The organism is Tetragenococcus halophilus, from assembly GCF_001712815.1.
Classification (GTDB): Bacteria; Bacillota; Bacilli; order Lactobacillales; family Enterococcaceae; genus Tetragenococcus; species Tetragenococcus halophilus.
Window position 1 is genome coordinate 1,141,862 of the sequence record NZ_CP012047.1, and the last position, 19,706, is coordinate 1,161,567.

At 34.9% G+C, this 19,706-nt stretch carries 20 protein-coding genes; 3 read left to right on the top strand and 17 right to left on the bottom strand.

The features are described from left to right. Window positions 1-24: 24 nt before the first annotated feature. The 6 genes from AC806_RS05370 to AC806_RS05395 all read right to left on the bottom strand — a co-directional run bounded on the left by AC806_RS05370 (window position 25) and on the right by AC806_RS05395 (window position 6,741). Complete coding sequence (locus AC806_RS05370) at window positions 25-933, bottom strand: hypothetical protein (protein WP_061840249.1); 909 nt, start codon at window positions 931-933, stop codon at window positions 25-27. Next, entirely contained in the window at window positions 930-1,805 is an 876-nt protein-coding gene (locus AC806_RS05375) for a V-type ATP synthase subunit I domain-containing protein (protein ID WP_014124813.1), read from the bottom strand. Before AC806_RS05375 ends, AC806_RS05370 begins: the two co-directional genes overlap by 4 nt. Before the next feature lie 223 nt (window positions 1,806-2,028). Then, window positions 2,029-2,538, bottom strand: coding sequence for a GNAT family N-acetyltransferase (locus AC806_RS05380; RefSeq protein WP_014124814.1), 510 nt, complete (start codon window positions 2,536-2,538; stop codon window positions 2,029-2,031). Window positions 2,539-2,549: 11 nt separating this feature from the next. Next, the gene (locus AC806_RS05385) at window positions 2,550-3,485 is read right to left on the bottom strand and encodes a dihydroorotate oxidase (RefSeq protein WP_014124815.1); all 936 of its coding nucleotides are present in this window, start codon (window positions 3,483-3,485) and stop codon (window positions 2,550-2,552) included. Window positions 3,486-3,914: 429 nt separating this feature from the next. Continuing rightward, window positions 3,915-4,250 carry a metal-sulfur cluster assembly factor gene (locus AC806_RS05390; RefSeq protein WP_061840250.1) on the bottom strand — a complete coding sequence of 112 codons (336 nt, stop codon included), beginning with the start codon at window positions 4,248-4,250 and terminating at the stop codon, window positions 3,915-3,917. A 142-nt stretch (window positions 4,251-4,392) separates the two neighbouring features. Continuing rightward, complete coding sequence (locus AC806_RS05395) at window positions 4,393-6,741, bottom strand: helicase C-terminal domain-containing protein (RefSeq protein ID WP_061840251.1); 2,349 nt, start codon at window positions 6,739-6,741, stop codon at window positions 4,393-4,395. Window positions 6,742-6,886: 145 nt separating this feature from the next. Between AC806_RS05395 and AC806_RS05400 the strand changes: the two genes are divergently transcribed. The 3 genes from AC806_RS05400 to rpsT all read left to right on the top strand — a co-directional run bounded on the left by AC806_RS05400 (window position 6,887) and on the right by rpsT (window position 8,907). Continuing rightward, window positions 6,887-7,507 carry an MBL fold metallo-hydrolase gene (locus tag AC806_RS05400; protein WP_061840252.1) on the top strand — a complete coding sequence of 207 codons (621 nt, stop codon included), beginning with the start codon at window positions 6,887-6,889 and terminating at the stop codon, window positions 7,505-7,507. Between the two features lie 20 nt (window positions 7,508-7,527). Continuing rightward, window positions 7,528-8,223, top strand: coding sequence for a histidine phosphatase family protein (locus tag AC806_RS05405; protein WP_061840253.1), 696 nt, complete (start codon window positions 7,528-7,530; stop codon window positions 8,221-8,223). A 429-nt stretch (window positions 8,224-8,652) separates the two neighbouring features. Beyond that, window positions 8,653-8,907 carry a 30S ribosomal protein S20 gene (gene rpsT, locus AC806_RS05410; protein ID WP_014124823.1) on the top strand — a complete coding sequence of 85 codons (255 nt, stop codon included), beginning with the start codon at window positions 8,653-8,655 and terminating at the stop codon, window positions 8,905-8,907. 52 nt (window positions 8,908-8,959) lie between these two features. Here rpsT and holA read toward each other — a convergent pair whose 3' ends face one another. The 11 genes from holA to AC806_RS05465 all read right to left on the bottom strand — a co-directional run bounded on the left by holA (window position 8,960) and on the right by AC806_RS05465 (window position 19,697). Beyond that, window positions 8,960-9,973: a DNA polymerase III subunit delta gene (gene holA, locus AC806_RS05415; RefSeq protein ID WP_014124824.1), complete on the bottom strand. Its 1,014-nt coding sequence runs from the start codon at window positions 9,971-9,973 to the stop codon at window positions 8,960-8,962. 58 nt (window positions 9,974-10,031) lie between these two features. Further along, complete coding sequence (locus AC806_RS05420; protein WP_014124825.1) at window positions 10,032-12,080, bottom strand: DNA internalization-related competence protein ComEC/Rec2; 2,049 nt, start codon at window positions 12,078-12,080, stop codon at window positions 10,032-10,034. Window positions 12,081-12,273: 193 nt separating this feature from the next. Beyond that, window positions 12,274-12,759 carry a ComE operon protein 2 gene (locus AC806_RS05425; protein ID WP_041591822.1) on the bottom strand — a complete coding sequence of 162 codons (486 nt, stop codon included), beginning with the start codon at window positions 12,757-12,759 and terminating at the stop codon, window positions 12,274-12,276. Window positions 12,760-12,789: 30 nt separating this feature from the next. Further along, window positions 12,790-13,398 (bottom strand): helix-hairpin-helix domain-containing protein, encoded by a 609-nt coding sequence (locus tag AC806_RS05430; protein ID WP_061840254.1) that lies wholly within the window; start codon window positions 13,396-13,398, stop codon window positions 12,790-12,792. Window positions 13,399-13,493: 95 nt separating this feature from the next. Further along, entirely contained in the window at window positions 13,494-14,105 is a 612-nt protein-coding gene (locus AC806_RS05435; RefSeq protein ID WP_069028944.1) for an HAD-IA family hydrolase, read from the bottom strand. Between the two features lie 119 nt (window positions 14,106-14,224). Next, the gene (locus AC806_RS05440) at window positions 14,225-15,376 is read right to left on the bottom strand and encodes a pyridoxal phosphate-dependent aminotransferase (RefSeq protein ID WP_069028945.1); all 1,152 of its coding nucleotides are present in this window, start codon (window positions 15,374-15,376) and stop codon (window positions 14,225-14,227) included. Between the two features lie 22 nt (window positions 15,377-15,398). Continuing rightward, window positions 15,399-16,121: an amino acid ABC transporter ATP-binding protein gene (locus AC806_RS05445; protein WP_069028946.1), complete on the bottom strand. Its 723-nt coding sequence runs from the start codon at window positions 16,119-16,121 to the stop codon at window positions 15,399-15,401. Beyond that, a complete protein-coding gene (locus tag AC806_RS05450) occupies window positions 16,114-17,583 on the bottom strand; it encodes an ABC transporter substrate-binding protein/permease (RefSeq protein WP_069028947.1) in 1,470 nt (489 codons plus the stop codon). The genes AC806_RS05445 and AC806_RS05450 overlap by 8 nt, the downstream gene beginning before the upstream one ends. A gap of 257 nt (window positions 17,584-17,840) precedes the next feature. Beyond that, window positions 17,841-18,401 (bottom strand): DNA-3-methyladenine glycosylase I, encoded by a 561-nt coding sequence (locus AC806_RS05455; protein WP_069028948.1) that lies wholly within the window; start codon window positions 18,399-18,401, stop codon window positions 17,841-17,843. Between the two features lie 13 nt (window positions 18,402-18,414). Continuing rightward, entirely contained in the window at window positions 18,415-18,915 is a 501-nt protein-coding gene (locus tag AC806_RS05460; protein WP_069028949.1) for a GNAT family N-acetyltransferase, read from the bottom strand. 113 nt (window positions 18,916-19,028) lie between these two features. After that, complete coding sequence (locus tag AC806_RS05465) at window positions 19,029-19,697, bottom strand: SDR family oxidoreductase (protein ID WP_069028950.1); 669 nt, start codon at window positions 19,695-19,697, stop codon at window positions 19,029-19,031. Window positions 19,698-19,706: the final 9 nt, after the last annotated feature.

The window sequence follows — 19,706 nt, forward strand, 5'->3', positions numbered from 1 at the left end:
GAAATTAACTCCAGACTTTCTTACTTATTCTCGCACAATCAATGGTACAAAGAATGGATAATGAGTGAAAAAATCCAAAATTGAGCGACGACGATTATTGGAATCGATAAATAGGTGTGTCCTATTTTTCTTCGATTGAATATACACATTTTGCTCTTGATTTAATTTTACTTGATAATACCTTTGACCAATTTTATCAAAGTCATACTCGGTAGAATCCATCGCAGTGATAAAAATATCGTCTAAAATGTTGGTTTCTAAAGGAAAGTCACTTTCCAGATCTACTGAAAGTGCTCTAGTATTATCTAAAAGACTTGCGGAAACAGTAAAGCCTAATTGTTTAAAATTCGCTAACAAACGATTCAAGTCGTAATTAATCAAAGTTAACTGATTACGAGAAAATACTTTCTCAGAATACCATAAACGAATGAGTTCTAACACCTGACGTTCGTCTACTGTAACTGACATCTCTTGTAAATCCAATAAAAATAAAGGCATAAACTTCGCTTCAAAGCGAGTATCAATGACGTTCATTTTAAAACTTAACGCTAAATCTCTTTTGTCAGTCAGCTGATATTTAATCGAGAAATATTTTGCTTCCCATACATTATAGCTGTCAGTTTGTTTTAATGTAGCGTCATTTAAAGGTTTCAATAATTCATAAGTAAGATAAGCCAGTAAACTGGTTTTAGCAACGGTTGAGATCGCTGCATCTGTTACAATTAAACGTCTGTATTCGTTTAGTAACTCAGTAAAATCATCTTCTAGTAAAGTTTTTCGTAAGCGTAAATCAGCTAGTTCTTTTTCAGCTGAAGCGATCCAGGAAACCATTTCGGCATGATTTTGTTCCTTTTCTTTATAATAAGGATCCGTTTCTTCTTTATTTTGCGATGCTTTTTTTAATTCTGTAGATTTATTTTCTTTTGCACTCATGCGTGATTCCCTCCTTTAGCTGAACCTAGATAAGCTGTTAGAAAATCTTGAATCTGTTGATTCATTGCTTTTAATGAGCCAAAATATTGCTGGATCAAACGAAATTCTTTCGTCACAACTGCTTGTTTTAGACGCATATCGTGATGATTTTTCATCAGTTCCTCTCTTTTTTTATTGGTTTTACTTTTATCTTCTATATAAGGTAACCAACCTTCTCTTTTTTCTGCCAATGCTTGTAATTTGTTATCTAAGTCTTCAATTTCTTCCTCAGTTTTGTTTCGATTAAACAGACCTTTGGTATTTTCCACCGATGTTTTTTCATTTTCAATCTCTTTTATCTGTTCATCGATGTTTGAGATCTCTGATTCAGCAGTGATAATGTTGGCATCGAGTTCGTCCATTTCTTTTTCAATTTTGTTTAAAGCATCACGCTTACCGGGCGCAAATTCACGCCATTCTTTATCAATATTGGGTAAAACAAATATCTCGGGCGTACTCGCATCAATACCGATCGTTGCACGCTCACGATAATAATCACCTAGACGGTAGTAATTCATAGTGGGAGATATTTTTTGTTCGTGATGAATAAAAGGAAAAGCCTGAGTAAAACTATCATGAATTTTTTGTGCTAATAATTCATCGATCTCATGATTTTTATTTGAGGTTTTCTTTAATTCTTCATGTAATTTCCCTTTATAAATACGATAGATTTCAGCAATATCTTCATTTTGAATCGCTTGTTCAAAAGCTTGTAAATCTTTAAGCATCGAGCCTACATTTTGAAAAGCGACCTCTTTAATTTCATTAAAACTTGGCCCTTGTAATTTATCTGTAGAATCTTCGTTATTTTGGCGCCCTGTTTGTTTAGGCATAGTGTAACCTCCTCTGTTGCTTTGTTACCATTTTATCATGTTTATTAGAAAAAAGAAGCTTTGTTCTTAGTAACTTTATAAATTATTTCGAAACAAAAATGATGTAATTTTGACAACTCTTTCATAGAAATCATATCAAAAATAGGGCGAATATGCTATTTTATTTTCGTTTCTTTAAAATTCTCTTACAAACAAATTTGTTTGTAAGAAAAAACTCCCTTTCCTATTCTAGTAAATATTGATATGCCCAGCGCCCGCCGTAAGGTATAGGAAATTGAACTTTGCCGCGATAAACAAAGCCAGCATTTATTATCGCCTTTTGCATGCCGATGTTTAAGTGATAAGTATCGATACGAACATCGCAATAGCCCAATTGCTGACTGACATCAATTAAATGACGTAATAGTTTTTGTGCCAGTCCCTTCCCAGTTTCTTGACTGTCAACGACAACTCGATGAATAGATACATAAGGTCCTTTTTTTAACCAGGCACCTTCTTTTATCACTGTATAAACTGGGTCAGTTCCTTTAATTAAGGCGGCGTAAGCAATAACTTCCTCATCTTCAAGCACGTAGCCTGCGCCCTCTTTAATATCTTGTTCAATTTGTTGCCAACTCGGGCCATAACCATCTTGCCACTGAGGAGAGCCTTGTTTTTTTAATACTGCAATTCCTTGTGCAGTCAACGTCATAATTCTGGGAATATCTTGGATGTCAGCTGTTCTAAAAATCATCCTATGACCTCTTACTCTTCTATTATTTTTAACTTTCCTTGAAATTGTTGAATACTGCTATACCCCTTAGCATTCATGATCGCAGCCAGTTCGTCGAGAATTCTAGCAAAAACTGAGGGGCCTTCTTTATATAATTGCGTACCAATTTGTAACATTGAAGCACCGCATAAAAGATGTTCAAAAGCGTCCTGACCAGAAACAATCCCGCCGGTTCCAATAATTTGAATACTTGGATTTAAACGCGTATAAAAAGCACGTACGTTTGCCAAAGCAGTGGGTTTGATATATTCGCCACCAATTCCACCGAACCCTTCCTTAGGTTTGATCACCACTTGTTCTTTATCTGGGTCAATCACCAGTCCGTTACCAACTGAGTTGATAGAATTGACAAAAGCCAGAGGAAATTTATTTAAAATGCTAGCTATTTGGTCGAAATGTGCGATATCAAAATATGGGGGAAGTTTGACACCCAGTGGTTTTGTATAAAAGGAAAAGATTTCAGTTAAAATTTGCTCGGTCAATGCAAAGTCATAAGCAACTTGTGGTTTACCCGCTACATTAGGACAAGATAAATTTAATTCAGTAAAACCATGAAACTTGCTATCTTCAAGCGTTTTTAAAGTTTCAATATTTTCTTGCATACTCATACTAGCCACTGAAAAAAACATCGGAGTAGAAAATTTTTTCTGATATTCATTGACATAATCAAGATAATAATCAAATCCTAAATTAGGCAAACCCATTGAATTAATACTACCTAGTTTTGTTTCATAATATCGAGGTTCCAGATTCCCTTGTCTTTTCTGCTGTGTTACGCTTTTGGTTATAAATGTCCCCGCCCTTGAGTCTACTAAGCCGTTTAATTCTTCACTGGTCATACAATGAACACCTGAAGCATTCATTAGCGGAGATTGAAATGTATAATCCTGGAAAGTTACTTCAAACATGGTTTGTCCTCCTAGATGATCTCTTTAATATTTGTTAGTAGTTTATACAAATTTAAAACAAAAAGCAATGAAAGAATCAGTTATAAAAACAGATAAAATTAAATCTAATAAAAAAAGACTAGTATGTAGGTTTTTGTCCTAAACTCAAATAAAAAAGAGGCCAAAACTTTGGCTATTGTCCCTAAGTATGGCGAAGTAGAGACCGATCATTTATTATTTGTCCCTGAGTCAGCCAAAGAAGGGGCCATGAACAGAGTAATTGTCTCAAAGTTTAACAAGGAAGAGACCACTAGCCTGTCTTTTGTACTAAAGTAATCCCCCATGGAAGTATTTATCTAAAATCACTTAAAAAAGCTTCTTTATTAATTTTTTTAATAAAGAAGCTTTCCTTAGTTTTAATAAATTGAATAAACAATTTAATATTTTTATTTACCTTATTCCTAATGCAATTCGCGCGTAGCGACTCATTTTTTCCGGTGTCCATGGTGGATACCAGACGAGTTTTACATCTACCTGATTTACTTCAGGCACTTCATTTAGTGAATCCAAAATTGCCTCAGTCAAAATATCAGCTAAAGGACATCCCATCGTTGTCAGTGTCATTTTGATTTCAGTGTCTCCTGTTGCATCATCGAACTCTACGCCATAGATTAAACCCAAATTGACAATATCGATTCCTAACTCTGGATCGATAACAGTTTCTAGTGCCATTAAAATATTATCTTTTATTTCTTCAATTTCTTCTTCTGTTCGTGCGACACTCATGTTTTCTAATCCCCCCTCTACTTTTCTCTCCAAGCAAATCATACCTTGTTTTATATCATTTGTAAACGCTATTTGTAGATAAGTTAACAATCTTTTATCTTTTAACTAAATTCTATTTTGTCAATATTTTAAATGGGGAGATTTATTCAACTTCTTGCCAAAAACTTTCCATTCCTTGTTTTAATTGTGCAAGATTGTGACAAATTTTCATATTCTGCCAATGGGCAGGAAAGAGTTGGCGATAGGCTTTAGTCGTAAATCTTTGGTCTAAAAGTAAAACAATGCCTTTATCAGTACTATCTCGAATGACACGACCAGCGGCTTGTAATACTTTATTCATTCCCGGCAGCTGATAAGCATACGCAAAGCCTTTTCCCTCTTTTTCATCAAAATATTCTTTAATTAATTCTTGTTCATGATTCATTTGAGGCAGCCCAACACCTACGATAATACTGCCTACTAAGCGTGAAGCTTTTAAGTCAATACCTTCAGAAAATACACCGCCTAATACACAAAAGCCGACCAAAGATTGTGTTGGCCTTTCAACAAATTTTGCCAAAAAATCTTCGCGTTCTTTTTCATTCATTTGTGTATCTTGTACAATCGTATCGATTTCTGGAAATTGTTCGCGAAAAATTTGATAACAATCATCTAGATATTTATAAGATGGAAAAAACACTAAGTAATTCCCTTTTTGAGCAAAAACTGCTTCTGCAATAGCTTGAGCTATTGCTTGATAACTATGATTTCTTTTCTTATAAGTTGTTTGGATATAATCGGCAATGAAGACTTGTTGGTTTTTTTCTGGAAATGGGCTAGCTAGACGATAACGTAATGCCTCCCGATGCCCTCCTAATACTTCTTGGTAATAAGGCAAGGGTGTCAAACTCGCAGAAAAAAGTAGACTAGCTTTCCCTTTATGAAGCGTATCCGCTAAAAATGGTGCTGGTGACATACAAAATTGTCGGATTTTCAAATCATGATACATAATTTCAATAGTTGTTTCGTATGTTTCATCATAAAAATCACTCATTTTTAAAAATCGTAGAACATCAAAATAAAGGTCTAAGATTTTCTCCTCCTGTGGATTTCCTTCATTTGCAGCTAACCATTCTTTGACTAATTCGCTAAAACGAAATAAAAGTTTAAGCAAAGTATCCGCCTGTCCTTTTTGATGATGGAAAGTCCAGCCAGATTCCTGCGCAGTTTCTTCAATTGCGGCAAATTCTTGATCGATTTTTTTGAGATTTTTGAGAATCTTTTTATCGTTTTTGGAAAAACTTTTAAAAACACTGTTAAAAGATTGTCTATGAATAGAAGCAGAATACATTTCACGCGAACGATTCACAAGATTATGAGCTTCATCGATCAAAAAGTAATACGCTTCGCTATTATCTTCAAAGAAACGACGTAAATATACTGTAGGATCAAATAAATAGTTATAATCACCAATAATCACATCGCAAAATAGACTAATATCAAGAGAGAATTCAAAAGGAGAAACGACATGTTTTTTTGCATAACTTTCAATTACAGAACGAGTCATTTGGTTTTCATGATGCAAAATGTCCCATAGTGCTTCATTGATTCGATCATAATATCCTATAGAATAAGGGCTATCGTCTGGATTGCCCTCTTGTTCTTCTGGAAAACGTATTTTATCTTTTGCTGTGATGGTGACACTTTTTATTTGCGCACCTTTATCCGCTAAAACGGTTAATGTATCTTCGGCCACTTGTCTAGTGATTGTTTTAGCTGTTAAATAAAAAATTCGATCCGCGCGGTCTTCTCCCAAAGCTTTGAACGCTGGAAAAAGTGTAGAAATCGTCTTGCCTATTCCGGTAGGGGCTTCAATAAATAGCTCTTGCTGGCTACGTAAAGTCTTATAAGCTGCGGCGGCTAATTCGCGTTGTCCACTACGAAACTCTTGATAGGGAAAAGACATTTGCTGCAGTGTTTTATTACGTTGATCTCGCCAATTTTTTTGAAAGACCAACCACTTATGATATTCTTTTATCAGCTTATCAAAAAAGTCTTTTAAAAAACTCCATTCATATGAACGTCTTCTTTGGACGGTTTCTTCTTCAATCGTTTGATAATAAGTTAGCTGTACTTGGATATTTGTTAAATGATTTTGTAAAGAGTAGATATACGCATAGACCATTGCTTGATAGAAGTAAATTTCAATTTGATCATCTTCTAATTCTTCAAATTGTACTTCCGAAGTTTTTATCTCATCAATTATCCACTCTTCGTTTTCTTGAAAAATACCATCTGCGCGACCTTCAACAATGATCTTATCATTTTCAACAGTTATTTCTTCTTTTAAAAATACTTCTTTTTGATAATTTTCTCCTGCAGCTTTTTGTAGTTTGCGATGAATTTTTGCGCCTTCTTGTGCAGTATGATTACTATTTTTTTGACTGCTAAGATTTCCTCTACGTAGAATAAACTCAACGAGATGTCTGACCGAAATTTTCTCAGAAAACATGTTGCCACCTTCTTCCAAACTATTATTATAGAATACTTTTAGCTATTTTTACAGCAAGATAAAAAAATCCACTCATCTTCTTTGTTTGTCGGAATAATTTAAGTTATACTTGAGTTAGTATTTTATAGAGGGGGGGTTAACTTTTATGCGTATCAATCGATTGGTAACGGGCGATATTGGTGAAAATTGTTACTTAATATGGCAGGACCAGTCACTTTTAATTATTGACCCAGGCGCTGATGCCTTTAATATTAAACAACAAATTAAACAAACAGATGCCTTACCCGTCGCGATTTTATTAACTCATGCTCATTTTGATCATATTGGCGCTGTAGATGAGTTGCGCGATGAATATCAAATTCCCGTTTATCTCAACCCTTTAGAACTTGACTGGCTACAAAATCCAGTTTTAAATTTATCCGTGCAATTACCTGAAGAAAGACAAGTAATCGTTCGCCCCGCAGAGTATAAATTAGAACTGCGTGATTATAATTTAGCTGGTATTTCCTTTAAAGTTGTTCCTACTCCGGGACATTCGATAGGCAGTGTAAGTTTTATTTTTGATGATTTTGTTGTTTCAGGGGATGTTTTGTTTAATGGCAGCATTGGTAGAACTGATTTTTATACGGGAAACTACGATCAGCTACTTGATAGCATTAATTCGCAGTTATTCCAATTAGCCGATGAATATACAGTATATCCAGGACATGGTCCGATAACTTCGATCGGTCATGAAAAAATAACGAATCCCTTTTTCGTTGATTAATTAACCAAGGAGTGAAGAAAATGACAAAAACAGAATTATACATCGTAAGACATGGTAAAACTATGTTTAATACAGTACAACGAGTGCAAGGTTGGTGTGATACTCCCCTTACAAAGACAGGGGAAGAAGGTATCCGATATCTAGGGGCAGGACTTAAAGATATTAATTTTGAAGAAGCTTATGCTAGTGATTCCGGTCGTGCTATCGAAACTGCAAGAATTATTTTAAGCCAACTTCCAAATGGCGCTAAGGTTCCTTTTCGTGTAGATAAAAGAATTCGGGAATGGTGTTTTGGTTCACTAGAAGGAGGTTACGACGCTGAAATGTGGGGCGTTGTTCCTAGAGTTTTGAATTTTCATAATTACGATGAAATGATCGATAAACAAACCAGTTTTAAACAGATCTGCGAAGCCATCTATGATGCGGATACAGCAAACTGGGCCGAAACCTACGATGAACTAAGTTATCGTGTGCGTACTGGTTTTGAAGATATCGCTCATCGTATTGAAAAAAATGGTGGTGGCAAAGCACTAGTCGTCTCTCATGGTTTAACGATTGCCTTCTTATTGAATTTAATTAATGAGGAAAGTAACGTTCGCATGGACTTAGAAAATGGCTCTGTGACTCGTTTAACTTATGAAAATGGCGATTTCTCTTGCCAAGAAGTTGGTTCAACAGCTTATATTGAAAAAGGCAAAGAACTAGAAGAAGCTTAATTAAAACAAATAAAAGCTAAGTTACAAAGCAAGTTGATACGCTCTGCCTATATAGGACACTGAAATATAAGAGTCCAATATAGGCAGAGCATTAGGTGCATCCGTCCAACCATTTACAAAGATAACATCCATAACTAGGGTAACTGTAATTACTAATGCAACGCTCAAAATTACACCACCATTCATAGTTCGAGCTTATCATAGCACAAAAGCTAGTCAATATGGAGTTGATTTGTGCTTTAATTCGGTTTTTTATTTGAAAAACAAAAAATTAAAATCTTTCCCTCAAATGTATCTGCTCTTGTAATGTTTTAACAATAAAATTCTTTATAAGTTGTTATTGCAAACAACTGAAGCATTATGTATAATGACTATTGTTGCATTATACGTTATTTTCGTATAATATTTTCTGATCCGGAGGTGAAATAAATGCCACAAATTAAAGGTGCAATCAAACGAGTTCGCCAAAATTATAAAGTTACTCCTAAAAACTCAGCTCAAATGAGTGCTATGCGTACTGCTATCAAACAAGCAGAACAAGCAGCCCGTGAAAATGCTGATAATAAAGATGCGTTGTTCAAAGATGCTGTAAGCGCAATTGACACAGCTGAATCAAAAGGATTAGTTCATAAAAATAAAGCAGCGCGTGATAAATCACGTTTAAGCAAAATCGCCGCTAAATAAAAAAAAGATTTGAAGTTTGTTAAAAGCTTCAAATCTTTTTTTTAGGCTAAAATTAAGCCGCTTGTAAAAGAAACAATTGAAATAAGTATTCTTTATCCATCTGTCCTGTTTTGATTTTATAATCATTTTCAATAAGCTCATCATAGAGTCGAGTTAGGATTTTGCTATCAATCTTACGTACTTGTTGAATCGCAAGCTTCACGCGGTAGGGATGAACATTTAAAGTGCGCGTAATATTACCTTGTTGATAGCCCATCTTTAATAGGATCACTGTCTGTAAATAAATACGTATTTGGCTAATTAAAATAGCATTAATCTTGATCGTCTCTTCTCCTTGTACATGCAGATCTTCATATAACTGTAAAGCTTCAGCTGTTTTGCCTTGTAACACATAATTGGTCAAATCAAATACATTATCTTCGAGCGTTTTAGGAACCAAGTTTTCAACATCATTTTTTCTTATACGTTTTGTTTTAGAAGCAAATAATTGTAACTTTTGTAACTCTCTCATAGCTTTTGTAAGATTAGCATCCGTTAGCCGAATAAATAACTCAAAAGCTTCTCTGTCCATATCAATGCCATCATTATCTAATGTCTGTTGCAAAAAACGGCGTAGCTGTGCTTCACTCATAGGCTCTACATCGATCGTTTCTGCTTGTTTTTTTAATTGTTTCGTAACTTTCTTACGTTCATCGAGTTTTTCATAATCAGCGAAAAAAACTAAAATTGTGGTGTCGACCGGATTTTTCAAGTAAGATACCAGACGTTCAACATCATGTTCTGGTGCATTTGTTTTTTTCTCAGCTGTTAAAATAAACGGACTTTCAACAAAAATCAAACGATAATCGCCAAAAAAAGGCATAGATTCTGCTTCATCAAGTACTTCATCCACCGTGTTTTCCTCTAGATCAAAGGCAGCAAAGTTTAAATCATCAACCCCTAGATGTAAACTTTCAAGAAAAGCTTGGTGTATTTGTTTTTGTAGATATTCTTCTGTCCCAACTACTAAATAAATAGCTTGAAACTTTTGATCATAAATAATCTGTAAAGCATTTTGAACGTTCATAAAATAGCCCCTCTTTTTACTTCTCAAAAGAAATCCTATCATGAAACAGACGGAATGACTAGTCTTGTTTTTGTGTTGTAATTTGCATTTTAGGAGTTAAAGTACTCCAAGAATAGCGCAGCATTCCCTGTTTATCTGTTCGTAGCGCTTTTACTCCGTAATCTTGTAAAGTATCCATCACTTCTGGATGTGGATGGCCGAAACGATTATTTTCACCACAAGAGATGATGCCTTGTTTAGGCTGTAATTGTTCAATAAATTCAGGCGCTGACGAGGTATGGCTGCCATGATGACCCAATTTTAAAACGTCAGCCTGCAAATGAGGATAGTCTTTTATCACCTTTTTTTCACCTTCTTGTCCTAAATCACCAGTCATTACAAAATTTGTACCATAAATTGTAGTGGCAATAACTAAGGAGTCTTCGTTTTCACCCTTTCCCACATGTTCAGGTCCTAAAATATGAAGTTTTAATTTTTTACCAACATGATCTTTACTACCAATTTCTTCAATAACTGTATTTTTTGTTGTGTTTTTTAAAAGTTTTTTTATATTTTCACTTTGAAAGCTACCCTTTCCTAGATAAAGCGACTTGACATTGAAGGCTTCCATGACTTCTTGTGCATCCCCCATATGGTCAATATCACCATGGGTTATAAATAAACCATCAATTTTCTTGACACCTTCTCCTTTTAAGTATGGAATTAACGTATACTCCGCATTTGAGCGGTAATTGCGCCTTTGCCAATCTTCTTGAAAAAAGTTCATTTTTCCTCCAGTATCAATAACATATACTTCCTGTTTAAAGGGAGTTTGTATAACAATACTATCTCCTTGTCCTACATCAACAAAAGCAATAGAAGTTTCTAAAGAAAATAATTGGAAGACAATTAATAAAAAACTAGGAAGAAGCAAACAAATTTTACGATGATTTTGATAAATATAAATCCCAGCAATTAAAGCAAGTATAGTCAAAAATAAAGGGGGTTGTCCTGTTGTTAAAACAAAGGACTTAGTAAAGCTAAGCGTTTTTTCAAAAAAAATGATTAACTTTTCTAATACTATTTCTAAGATATTATGGGAAAAACCCAATAAATTTACAAAACAGCTAGCAACTAACAAGGGTAATATGATTCGGCTAAACAAAGGAACAAATAACGCTGTTAACAAGCCAGCTAACAGAGGTACTTCAAAAAACATATACATAATGAGTGGTGCAGCTAATAAAGAGATTTCTTGAGAGTGTAATAAACGCTGCCCATATTTTTTGGGGGAACTTTGATGAAGTAAAATTACCCAGGACATCCATAGAGATAAAATCCCCGAAAATTGTAGCAATGTTTTTGGGTCGTATAATAATAGTAGAAACAATACAATACTAAACCGATCTAGACTTGCAAGTTTAATATTTATTTCTTTGAAAAACAAACGTAATATATACATCAAAGAAGCGCGCCAAACACTGATTGTTTGCCCAAATAAAATAGTGCTTACAAAAATAAGTAGAAAGAAAAACAAACCAAACTCACCAAAAGTTAGATTGGTGCGACGAAGAAAGAAAAAAAGCCAACCATAAAATAGATAGACATGCATACCGGAGATAGTAAATAAATGTAAAATACCTGCACTACTATAGACTTCTTTAATTTCTTGAAAACTTGTATCGCGATAACCAAAAAGCAAAGATAGAATATAAGTAGCTGTTTTGGAAGAAAAATTTGCTTCTACCCAATCAATACAGAAAGCTCGCCATTGCCTTAAAAACGAAATACCGCTTAGCGGACGTTTATTTTGAATCTCTTCAATTCTATAAGTTCCCAGCTTATGCTTGGAAAAAGCAAACCATTTTGCATCAAAGCCATGTAAGTTTCGTTTACCTTCTAGGGGTAAAAAAGTACCTGATACTTGGATTTCTTTACTCCAGTTTGCACGTCTTTTCCAAGATTTTTGTTCTTGCTTGTTTTCAACTTGATATTGTCCGTCTATTTTGTAATCGTCAATTTTTCCTTCAAAAGAAACTAGGTCTCCATTTACTTTAATCGTATCATTATAAATCTTAATTTTTGTAGATACTTCCTTTTCTGCTTCTGGAGCTTGAGGTAAAGCCATAGTATGGGCCCTTAGCAATAAAAAAAAGCTGCAAAAAATACACAATAGCCCTAAGACAACTTGCTTTTTGCAGCAGAGAACAAATGAAAAGTAAATACTAACCAACAATAAAAGGGGTTGTTGCAGTAAATAAGCATTTAATAAGCTAGCAGCTATAATTATGGGGAAGACTAATTGATTTTTCCAGGAAAAATCAATCCTGTGGTTCATGCAATTGACCAAAAGATAATTTTTCAAAATAATGAGGTTCAAGCGTGACTTGGTGGACGGCGCCACCAACTTGGTTGATCAATTCTAAAGCGTAAGAATCATTATGGTAATTATTAAGATAATGAATTGTCTTAACACCTGCTTGTAACAATGCTTTAGTACATTGCAAACAAGGAAAATGAGTCACATAAATTTCTGCGCCTGCAGTAGAAATCCCAAATTTAGCACATTGTAAAATAGCGTTCATTTCTGCATGAATCGTACGAATACAGTGACCATCCACAAGATAACAGCCATGGTCAATACAATGCTTATCACCGGAAACAGAACCATTGTATCCTCCGGCGATGATCCGTCGGTCTTTAACTAAAGTCGCGCCAACTTCCAGACGGCTACAAGTACTTCTTAATGATAAAAGTAGTGCTTGGGCCATAAAATACTGATCCCATGGAATGCGTTTGTCTGCCATCATTTTCCTCCTTTCTTGATCTTACTTATACTATATTTTAATCGAATCACGCAATTTTTCAACTGTCTTTTCCCCAAATCCTGAAATTTCATTTAATTCATCGACACTCTCAAAAGCACCATTTTCTTCCCGATAATCAACGATAGCTTGTGCTTTGGCAGGTCCTACGCCGCTTATTTTTTGTAATTCATTGATATCTGCTGCATTAATATCGATCATATCTTCATTGTTATCTCCTGTTTCTTTATCTCCATCAATCGCCATTTCTTCGGCTTCTTCTTTATTAGGTATATAAATCATTTGTTGGTCTTGTAACTTTTCAGCTAAATTCAATTGCTTTTCTTCTGCTTGTTTGGTTAAACCTCCTGCTTCTAAAATGACCTCTTTTACTCGCGCATCGCCTTCTAGTTCATAAACGCCAGGCTTATTGATTTCTCCTTTAATATCTACGATGATTTTTCCTGTTTCTTCTGTTGTTTTTTCACTATCTTCAGTTGCTTGTTGAAATGCACTCTCATTTTCCTCCCAAGCATCGGCTTGTTCATTATTTGATTGACTAAAATAAATTGCAAGCACAAAAACTGTAGCTAAAGTAGCTAAAATTAAAGGTAAAAATTTTTTAAGCCGTTCTTTTACCATCGGTGTTCTCTCCTCCTTTCACCTATAAGTACGCAAAAAAACACCAAAACTTTTTAACAAAAGAAAGTTTTTTCTAAGTTAAAAAGTTTTGGTGTTTAAACAAATTTCTCTATTTCTTTCATAGATGTGACTCGATAGTCTGCTTGAATATCAGTAAGCAAATGCTCATTATCAAAAAATATGGTAGCAACGCCAGCGTTTTTTCCAGCATCTATATCTAAGGCACGGTCGCCGATCATTACCGTTTTTTTAGGATCAAGTCCATACTGCTTTAACAAATAATTCAGTGAAGTTGGATCCGGTTTTCTGGGAAAATTATTTTCTGGACCTACAACTTCTGTAACTAAATCAGCTAATTGTTCTTTTTTTAATAAGGCTTGTGTTGATGCTTGTCTACGATGAGATAAAATCATATTTCCTTTATGTCTTGCAACAATAAAGGACAAAACATCTTTTGTTCCTGTAAAACTTTGAGGCTCGTAAGCAGATTTTTCTTCATAAACTTTTGCCTTTTTAGATAACTCGGCAAAATCTAATTGATATTTTTCAGCAATCTTAGCCGAAGAATATTCTTTTAAAATCTGATAAACTTCTTCTTTTGTACTATCGATATGATATTCTTTTAAAGCTTGCAAATAACCCTGTACAATCATCGGATAAGTATCAAACAATGTACCATCAAAATCCCAAATAAAGGTATTAAACAATGAAATGACTCCTTTAATTTTATTTTTCCTAATTATTTTACCATGATTTTTACGAAAAGTATCATCCATTGTAAAAAAGAGACCAACAACTAAATTTAATTGACTGTTGGTTTGAAGGTTTAAAATTTCATTTGTTCAATCCGGTCAAAAGCTTCTTTTAACATAGCGATTTCTTGTGTGACAGCTAGACGGACATGTTGATCACCAGTGATAACGCCAAATGCTTTACCCGGTACCACCAGGACTTGCGTTTCATCCAGTAATTTTTTAGTAAAAGCAGCAGAATCTAAGTGTGTATCAGCAATATTTATAAATGCGTACATTGTTCCTTGCACTTTTCCTAAATGGAGAAAATCAATCTCATCGACCCGTTTCTTTACATAGGCAAGACGCGCTTTAAAAACATTGACGACCTCTGGGATAAGTTCGTCGGCGTGTTGTAATGCATAAATACCCGCTTGTTGCGAGATAGATGGCGCGGAATAAGTGATGCTTTCGTTGATTAGTTTGGCTATTTCACTAACATAAGCGGGGGCAATCATATAACCAATACGCCAACCTGTCATCGCAAAAGACTTTGAAAAGCCACTGAATGTTATGGTATTTTCTGGCGCGAACTTTGCCATAGGCGTAAATGAATGATCAAAAGCCAGTTCTTCGTAGATTTCATCAGAAAGAATAAATAAATCATGTTGAATTGCAATATCCGCAATTTTTTGGAAAGTTTCCTCTGAAAAAACCGCTCCAGTCGGGTTATTAGGCGAATTAATTACTACTGCTTTTGTTTTTTTGCTAATTGCTTGTTCTAATATATCTGCTTCTAGTTGAAAGCCATCTTTTTCATAAGTAGGGATAACAACTGGAATGCCCCCAGCTAATTCAATTTGATCTTTATAAGGAGAAAAATAAGGCTCATGAATGATAATTTCATCACCAGGATCGGTAATCGCCAAAAGTGTTAAATACATGCCATGCATCGCTCCTACAGTCGCGCGTACTTGTTTAGCGGCAAAGTCTAGATCATAACGACTTTTATAATGGTCGATGACCGTTTGAATGAAAGCTGCACTACCATCAGAAGCGGTATAACGCGTATGTCCAGCTTTGGCATCTTGGGCTGCTTGTTCAATGATACGTTCATCGGTAATTAAATCGGGATCACCAATCGATAAATCGATCAATTCTTCCTGACTTTTCGCTAATGCCCCAATGTCCATCATAATATTTTCTTCTGGTTCTTGATACTTTTTTGCTAAATTATAGCGATTCATGAGTAATTTCCTCCCACTTACTTTATAATACTTTTTTCAAAAAGCTTTGTGTTCGTTCGTTTTTTGGATGGTCAAAAATCTCTTCGGGTAAACCTTCTTCTTGAACGATACCATCATCCATAAAAATCACTCGATCAGCGACTTCTTTTGCAAAACCCATTTCGTGACTGACAACGATCATCGTCATTCCTCCTTCAGCTAAGGTCTTCATAACAGATAACACTTCGCCTACCATCTCTGGGTCCAAAGCAGAAGTAGGTTCATCAAACAACATAACGTCAGGATCCATCGCCAGAGCCCTTGCAATGGCTACTCTTTGTTGCTGTCCGCCTGAAAGACTCGCTGGATAACTGTCATCTTTATCAGTTAAACCTACTAAGTCCAACAATTCATGTGCTTTTTTATTTGCTTCTTCTGCACTTTGTCCCTTTACTTTAATAGGACTAATCGTAATATTTTCTAAAACCGTTTTATGGGGAAATAAATTAAAATTTTGAAAGACCATTCCCATTTTTTGTCTTAATTTATCAATGTCATTTTCTTTTGCTAAAAGATCGTTACCTTCAAATAAAAGCGTTCCTTCGGTGGGTTGTTCTAATAAATTTAAACAACGTAAGAAAGTACTTTTGCCACTACCGGACGGGCCGATAACCACGACAACTTCACCCGCGTCAACTGATAAGTCAATTCCTTTTAACACTTCATTTTTATCGAATGATTTATGCAGATTTTCAATATTAATCACTTGTCTTCATTCTCCTTTCAGCAAATCCTAACAAACGAGAAAGCGTAAACGTCAATACAAAGTAAATCAGTGAAACAATTAGATAAGGCAAGAAGGGTTTAAAACTTGCGCCCTGTACATTCCCAGCTTGAAAGATCAGCTCGGAAACACCAATTACAGAAATCACTGAGGATTCTTTGATGACGGTAACTAATTCATTCCCTAAAGCTGGAAGGATATTTTTAATTGCTTGCGGGAAAATAATATAACGCATAGACTCTGTACGATCCATACCAAGTGAACGCGCAGCTTCCATTTGCCCTTTATCTACACCGTTGATCCCTGCGCGAATAATTTCTGCGACATAAGCGGCGCTATTAAGCGATAATGCAATACAGCCAGCCACAAAACGTGAAAAATCAAGACCTAAGATTCCTGTTCCGAAATAAACAATAAAGATTTGTACTAATAAAGGCGTTCCTCGAACATACTCAATATAGATGGAAGCTAATACTCGTAAAATTTTTATAGAAGACAATTTCATCAAAGCAAAAATGACACCGAGAATGATACCAAAAATTACGCCAATGATCGCTAAAAGAATAGTATAGCCAGTTCCTGAAAGATAGTAAGGATAATATTTAGCAAAAAAACCTTGGTCTTCCTCACTAAACATCAATTCATTAGCTTCTTCTTGATAGCCTTCCATTAAGTTTTCATCATTGATTGTTTGAATAGAACCATTAATATTTTCAGCTAACACTGGCGAGTCTTTAGGAAAGGCGACCGCTGTTTCTTTGTCTCCTTCTTCAAATTCTAGATCAGATAAAGCCAGATCGTCGTTTTCTTCTACATAAGCTTCAGCCACCGGACCTTCTAATATAGCAGCATCTACTTTCTCGTTTTTTAGGTTCATTACAACATCTGGAATTTTTTGCAAGGAAGTGACTTGTGCGTCTTTTAATTCATCATTTGCTAGTTCTTCTTGAGTAGTTTGCTTTTGAACACTAACCGGAACATCTTCAAATTGCTCACCACTAGTGTATTTATCTTGGTCTTCTTCTCTTACCACTAAACGTTGCTGTGAATTCATGTATGGTTCAGAAAAATCCACTTCCTGTAAACGTTCAGGTGTTGGCGACATACCAGAAATAATCAAATCAATTTTTTCTGTATCTAAAGCGCCCAGTAAAGCATCAAAGCCCATTTCTTCGACACGTAAATCTACGCCCATATCATCCGCAATCTTTTGTGCGATAGAAATATCAAAACCTACGATTTCATCTTCTCCATTTACTGTAGCATGAAATTCATAAGGTGCATAGTCAGCTGACAAGCCAACAACTAGCTCCCCACGATCTTGAATAGCCTCATAATGTTCATCTTGTTCTTCCTCAGCTGCTACCTGTGTTATCGGAAACAGCTGTGCAAACAATAGAAACAACGGTAATAAAACTAAAAATACCCTTTTAAACTTTCCCATTTGCTATCTACCCTTCTTATTTAAAATAATTGCATAAAAATTCATTTATTAATTGCAATTTATCTTATCATAATTTGAACAAAAGAGAAAGTATTTTTTATTTTATTTTTATACATTTTTCTGAATATCCCATATTAAAGTATATATATGTTGGATAAAGTAGCTAACTACATGTTCATTAAATTTATATACATCCTATTAAAAATGCATATATTCATTTATTATACAAAAAAGATCCGTGAATAAAAATGCAATGTTTATTTATTTTCGTATTTAAATGAACATGTCTCTATATGATCATCGACCATTCCGATTGCCTGCATGAAAGAATAAATAATGGTAGGCCCCACAAATTTAAATCCTACTTTTTTTAATTCTTTACTTATGTGTTTTGACAAGTTACTACTTGCTGGTATTTCTTCCATGCTTTGCCAGTGGTTAATGATAGGATTTTCAACAAAAGACCAAATATAAGTTGAAAAACTCCCATATTTTTCCTGCATATTTAAAATCATTTGGGCATTATTCACTGCAGCGTTTATTTTTAAATGATTACGAATGATTTTGGGATTAGTTAACAATTCCGCAATCTTATTGTCATTATAATTTGCAACTTTTGTGTAATCAAATTGGTCAAAAGCTGAGCGAAAATTCTCTCTTTTATCTAAAATAGTTGACCAACTCAAGCCTGCTTGCATACTTTCCAATAGAAGCAATTCATAAAGTTTCCTATCATCTTGCGTAGTTTTTCCCCACTCATAATCGTGATAATCTTGCATTAAAGGACTTGTTTTAGCCCAATCACAACGAACTGTCATTCATTAGCTCCTTTCATTCAATACCTACTTTTTTACTTCTGCGCTCCATTAATACAGAATCACGCCATATACCGTATTGATCTTTTCCTAATTTTTCCCGATAACCAACTTTACGAAAGCCACATTTTTCATGTAGACGCTGGCTGCCATAGTTGTTAGCAAAAATATCAGCTTCTAAAGTCCACAAACCGATTCTTTCTGAATAATCAACTAGATGATTTAATAATCTTGATCCTACACCCTTTCCTTGGTAATTTTGATCGATATAGATACTAACTTCCGCTACTCCATGGTATTGAGGAATCGTATAAGCTTGTTTCAAAGTTGTCCAACCTGCAACTTTTTGTTCATCTAATAGTACAAAACGGCCTTCTTTTAGACGCTCGTGATCGAATTCTTCATAACTTAAATTTTCAACAGTGAAAGTTGCTAAATTTGTTTCCATTCCTTGGCGATAGATATCATAGACAGACGACCAATCTTTTTCTTCCATTGCGCGAATTTTGTATTGCATAAATACCTCCTTAGCAGTTAGTTATTCCACTATTATTCTATAGAATGACAAAAAAAGCAATTAGGCTCTTTTAAAAAGAACACAATTGCTTTTCATATTAATTTAGTACTTATTTATTGTTCTAACTCTTTTAATGCTTCTTTGATCGGAGTGTCACCATTTATGACGTCGAATTCTTTTTTACGAGTGTCATCATTATCTATACTATCAACAATAATTTGTGCAACGTCACTGCGAGTAATCTTCCCGCTTTCAACGAGTGTTTTGGCTAATTTAACTTTTCCTGCAGCTTCATCATCGGAAAGAAGGCCTGGACGTACGATTGTATAATCTAAGCCGCTATTTTTAAGCCATTGGTCGGCGTAAAATTTCGCAGGATAATAAGGACCTAATTGATCTAACCAGTCTGGATGAGGATCTTCTAACCATTGTTGACTACCCAGTGCACTAACAATAACAAAACGATCAATACCAGCATCCTTAGCTGCTTCTACGGCTTTTACCGTACCATCTAGATCGACAAACATGGTCTTATCTGCACCAGTGCTACCACCAGAACCTGCGGTAAATGCAATAGCATCAGCATCTTTAGCTGCTTGACTGATATCACTAATAGATCCTTCCAAGTCTGCCAAAACAGCTTCTACACCTTGCTCTTTGAAGGCTTCTAACTGATCTTTTTTACGTACCATGGCAATTGGAAAGTGGTTTTGGGATTCTTGTAGTTTTTTTACCAAGATTTTACCAACACTACCATGGGCACCAATAACTAATACTTTCATTAAAACATC

Excerpts from the sequence above, each read along its gene's own strand:
- AC806_RS05375 (WP_014124813.1), bottom strand. The coding sequence starts at position 1,805 with ATGCCTAAACAAACAGGGCGCCAAAATAACGAAGATTCTACAGATAAA.
- AC806_RS05450 (WP_069028947.1), bottom strand. The coding sequence starts at position 17,583 with ATGGGAAAGTTTAAAAGGGTATTTTTAGTTTTATTACCGTTGTTTCTA.
- AC806_RS05430 (WP_061840254.1), bottom strand. The coding sequence starts at position 13,398 with ATGGTAAAAGAACGGCTTAAAAAATTTTTACCTTTAATTTTAGCTACT.
- AC806_RS05440 (WP_069028945.1), bottom strand. The coding sequence starts at position 15,376 with ATGAATCGCTATAATTTAGCAAAAAAGTATCAAGAACCAGAAGAAAAT.
- AC806_RS05390 (WP_061840250.1), bottom strand. The coding sequence starts at position 4,250 with ATGAGTGTCGCACGAACAGAAGAAGAAATTGAAGAAATAAAAGATAAT.
- AC806_RS05370 (WP_061840249.1), bottom strand. The coding sequence starts at position 933 with ATGAGTGCAAAAGAAAATAAATCTACAGAATTAAAAAAAGCATCGCAA.
- AC806_RS05385 (WP_014124815.1), bottom strand. The coding sequence starts at position 3,485 with ATGTTTGAAGTAACTTTCCAGGATTATACATTTCAATCTCCGCTAATG.
- AC806_RS05420 (WP_014124825.1), bottom strand. The coding sequence starts at position 12,080 with ATGGCTTTACCTCAAGCTCCAGAAGCAGAAAAGGAAGTATCTACAAAA.
- AC806_RS05460 (WP_069028949.1), bottom strand. The coding sequence starts at position 18,915 with ATGCAATACAAAATTCGCGCAATGGAAGAAAAAGATTGGTCGTCTGTC.
- AC806_RS05405 (WP_061840253.1), top strand. The coding sequence starts at position 7,528 with ATGACAAAAACAGAATTATACATCGTAAGACATGGTAAAACTATGTTT.
- AC806_RS05380 (WP_014124814.1), bottom strand. The coding sequence starts at position 2,538 with ATGATTTTTAGAACAGCTGACATCCAAGATATTCCCAGAATTATGACG.
- AC806_RS05425 (WP_041591822.1), bottom strand. The coding sequence starts at position 12,759 with ATGGCAGACAAACGCATTCCATGGGATCAGTATTTTATGGCCCAAGCA.
- holA (WP_014124824.1), bottom strand. The coding sequence starts at position 9,973 with ATGAACGTTCAAAATGCTTTACAGATTATTTATGATCAAAAGTTTCAA.
- AC806_RS05395 (WP_061840251.1), bottom strand. The coding sequence starts at position 6,741 with ATGTTTTCTGAGAAAATTTCGGTCAGACATCTCGTTGAGTTTATTCTA.
- AC806_RS05465 (WP_069028950.1), bottom strand. The coding sequence starts at position 19,697 with ATGAAAGTATTAGTTATTGGTGCCCATGGTAGTGTTGGTAAAATCTTG.
- rpsT (WP_014124823.1), top strand. The coding sequence starts at position 8,653 with ATGCCACAAATTAAAGGTGCAATCAAACGAGTTCGCCAAAATTATAAA.
- AC806_RS05400 (WP_061840252.1), top strand. The coding sequence starts at position 6,887 with ATGCGTATCAATCGATTGGTAACGGGCGATATTGGTGAAAATTGTTAC.
- AC806_RS05455 (WP_069028948.1), bottom strand. The coding sequence starts at position 18,401 with ATGACAGTTCGTTGTGATTGGGCTAAAACAAGTCCTTTAATGCAAGAT.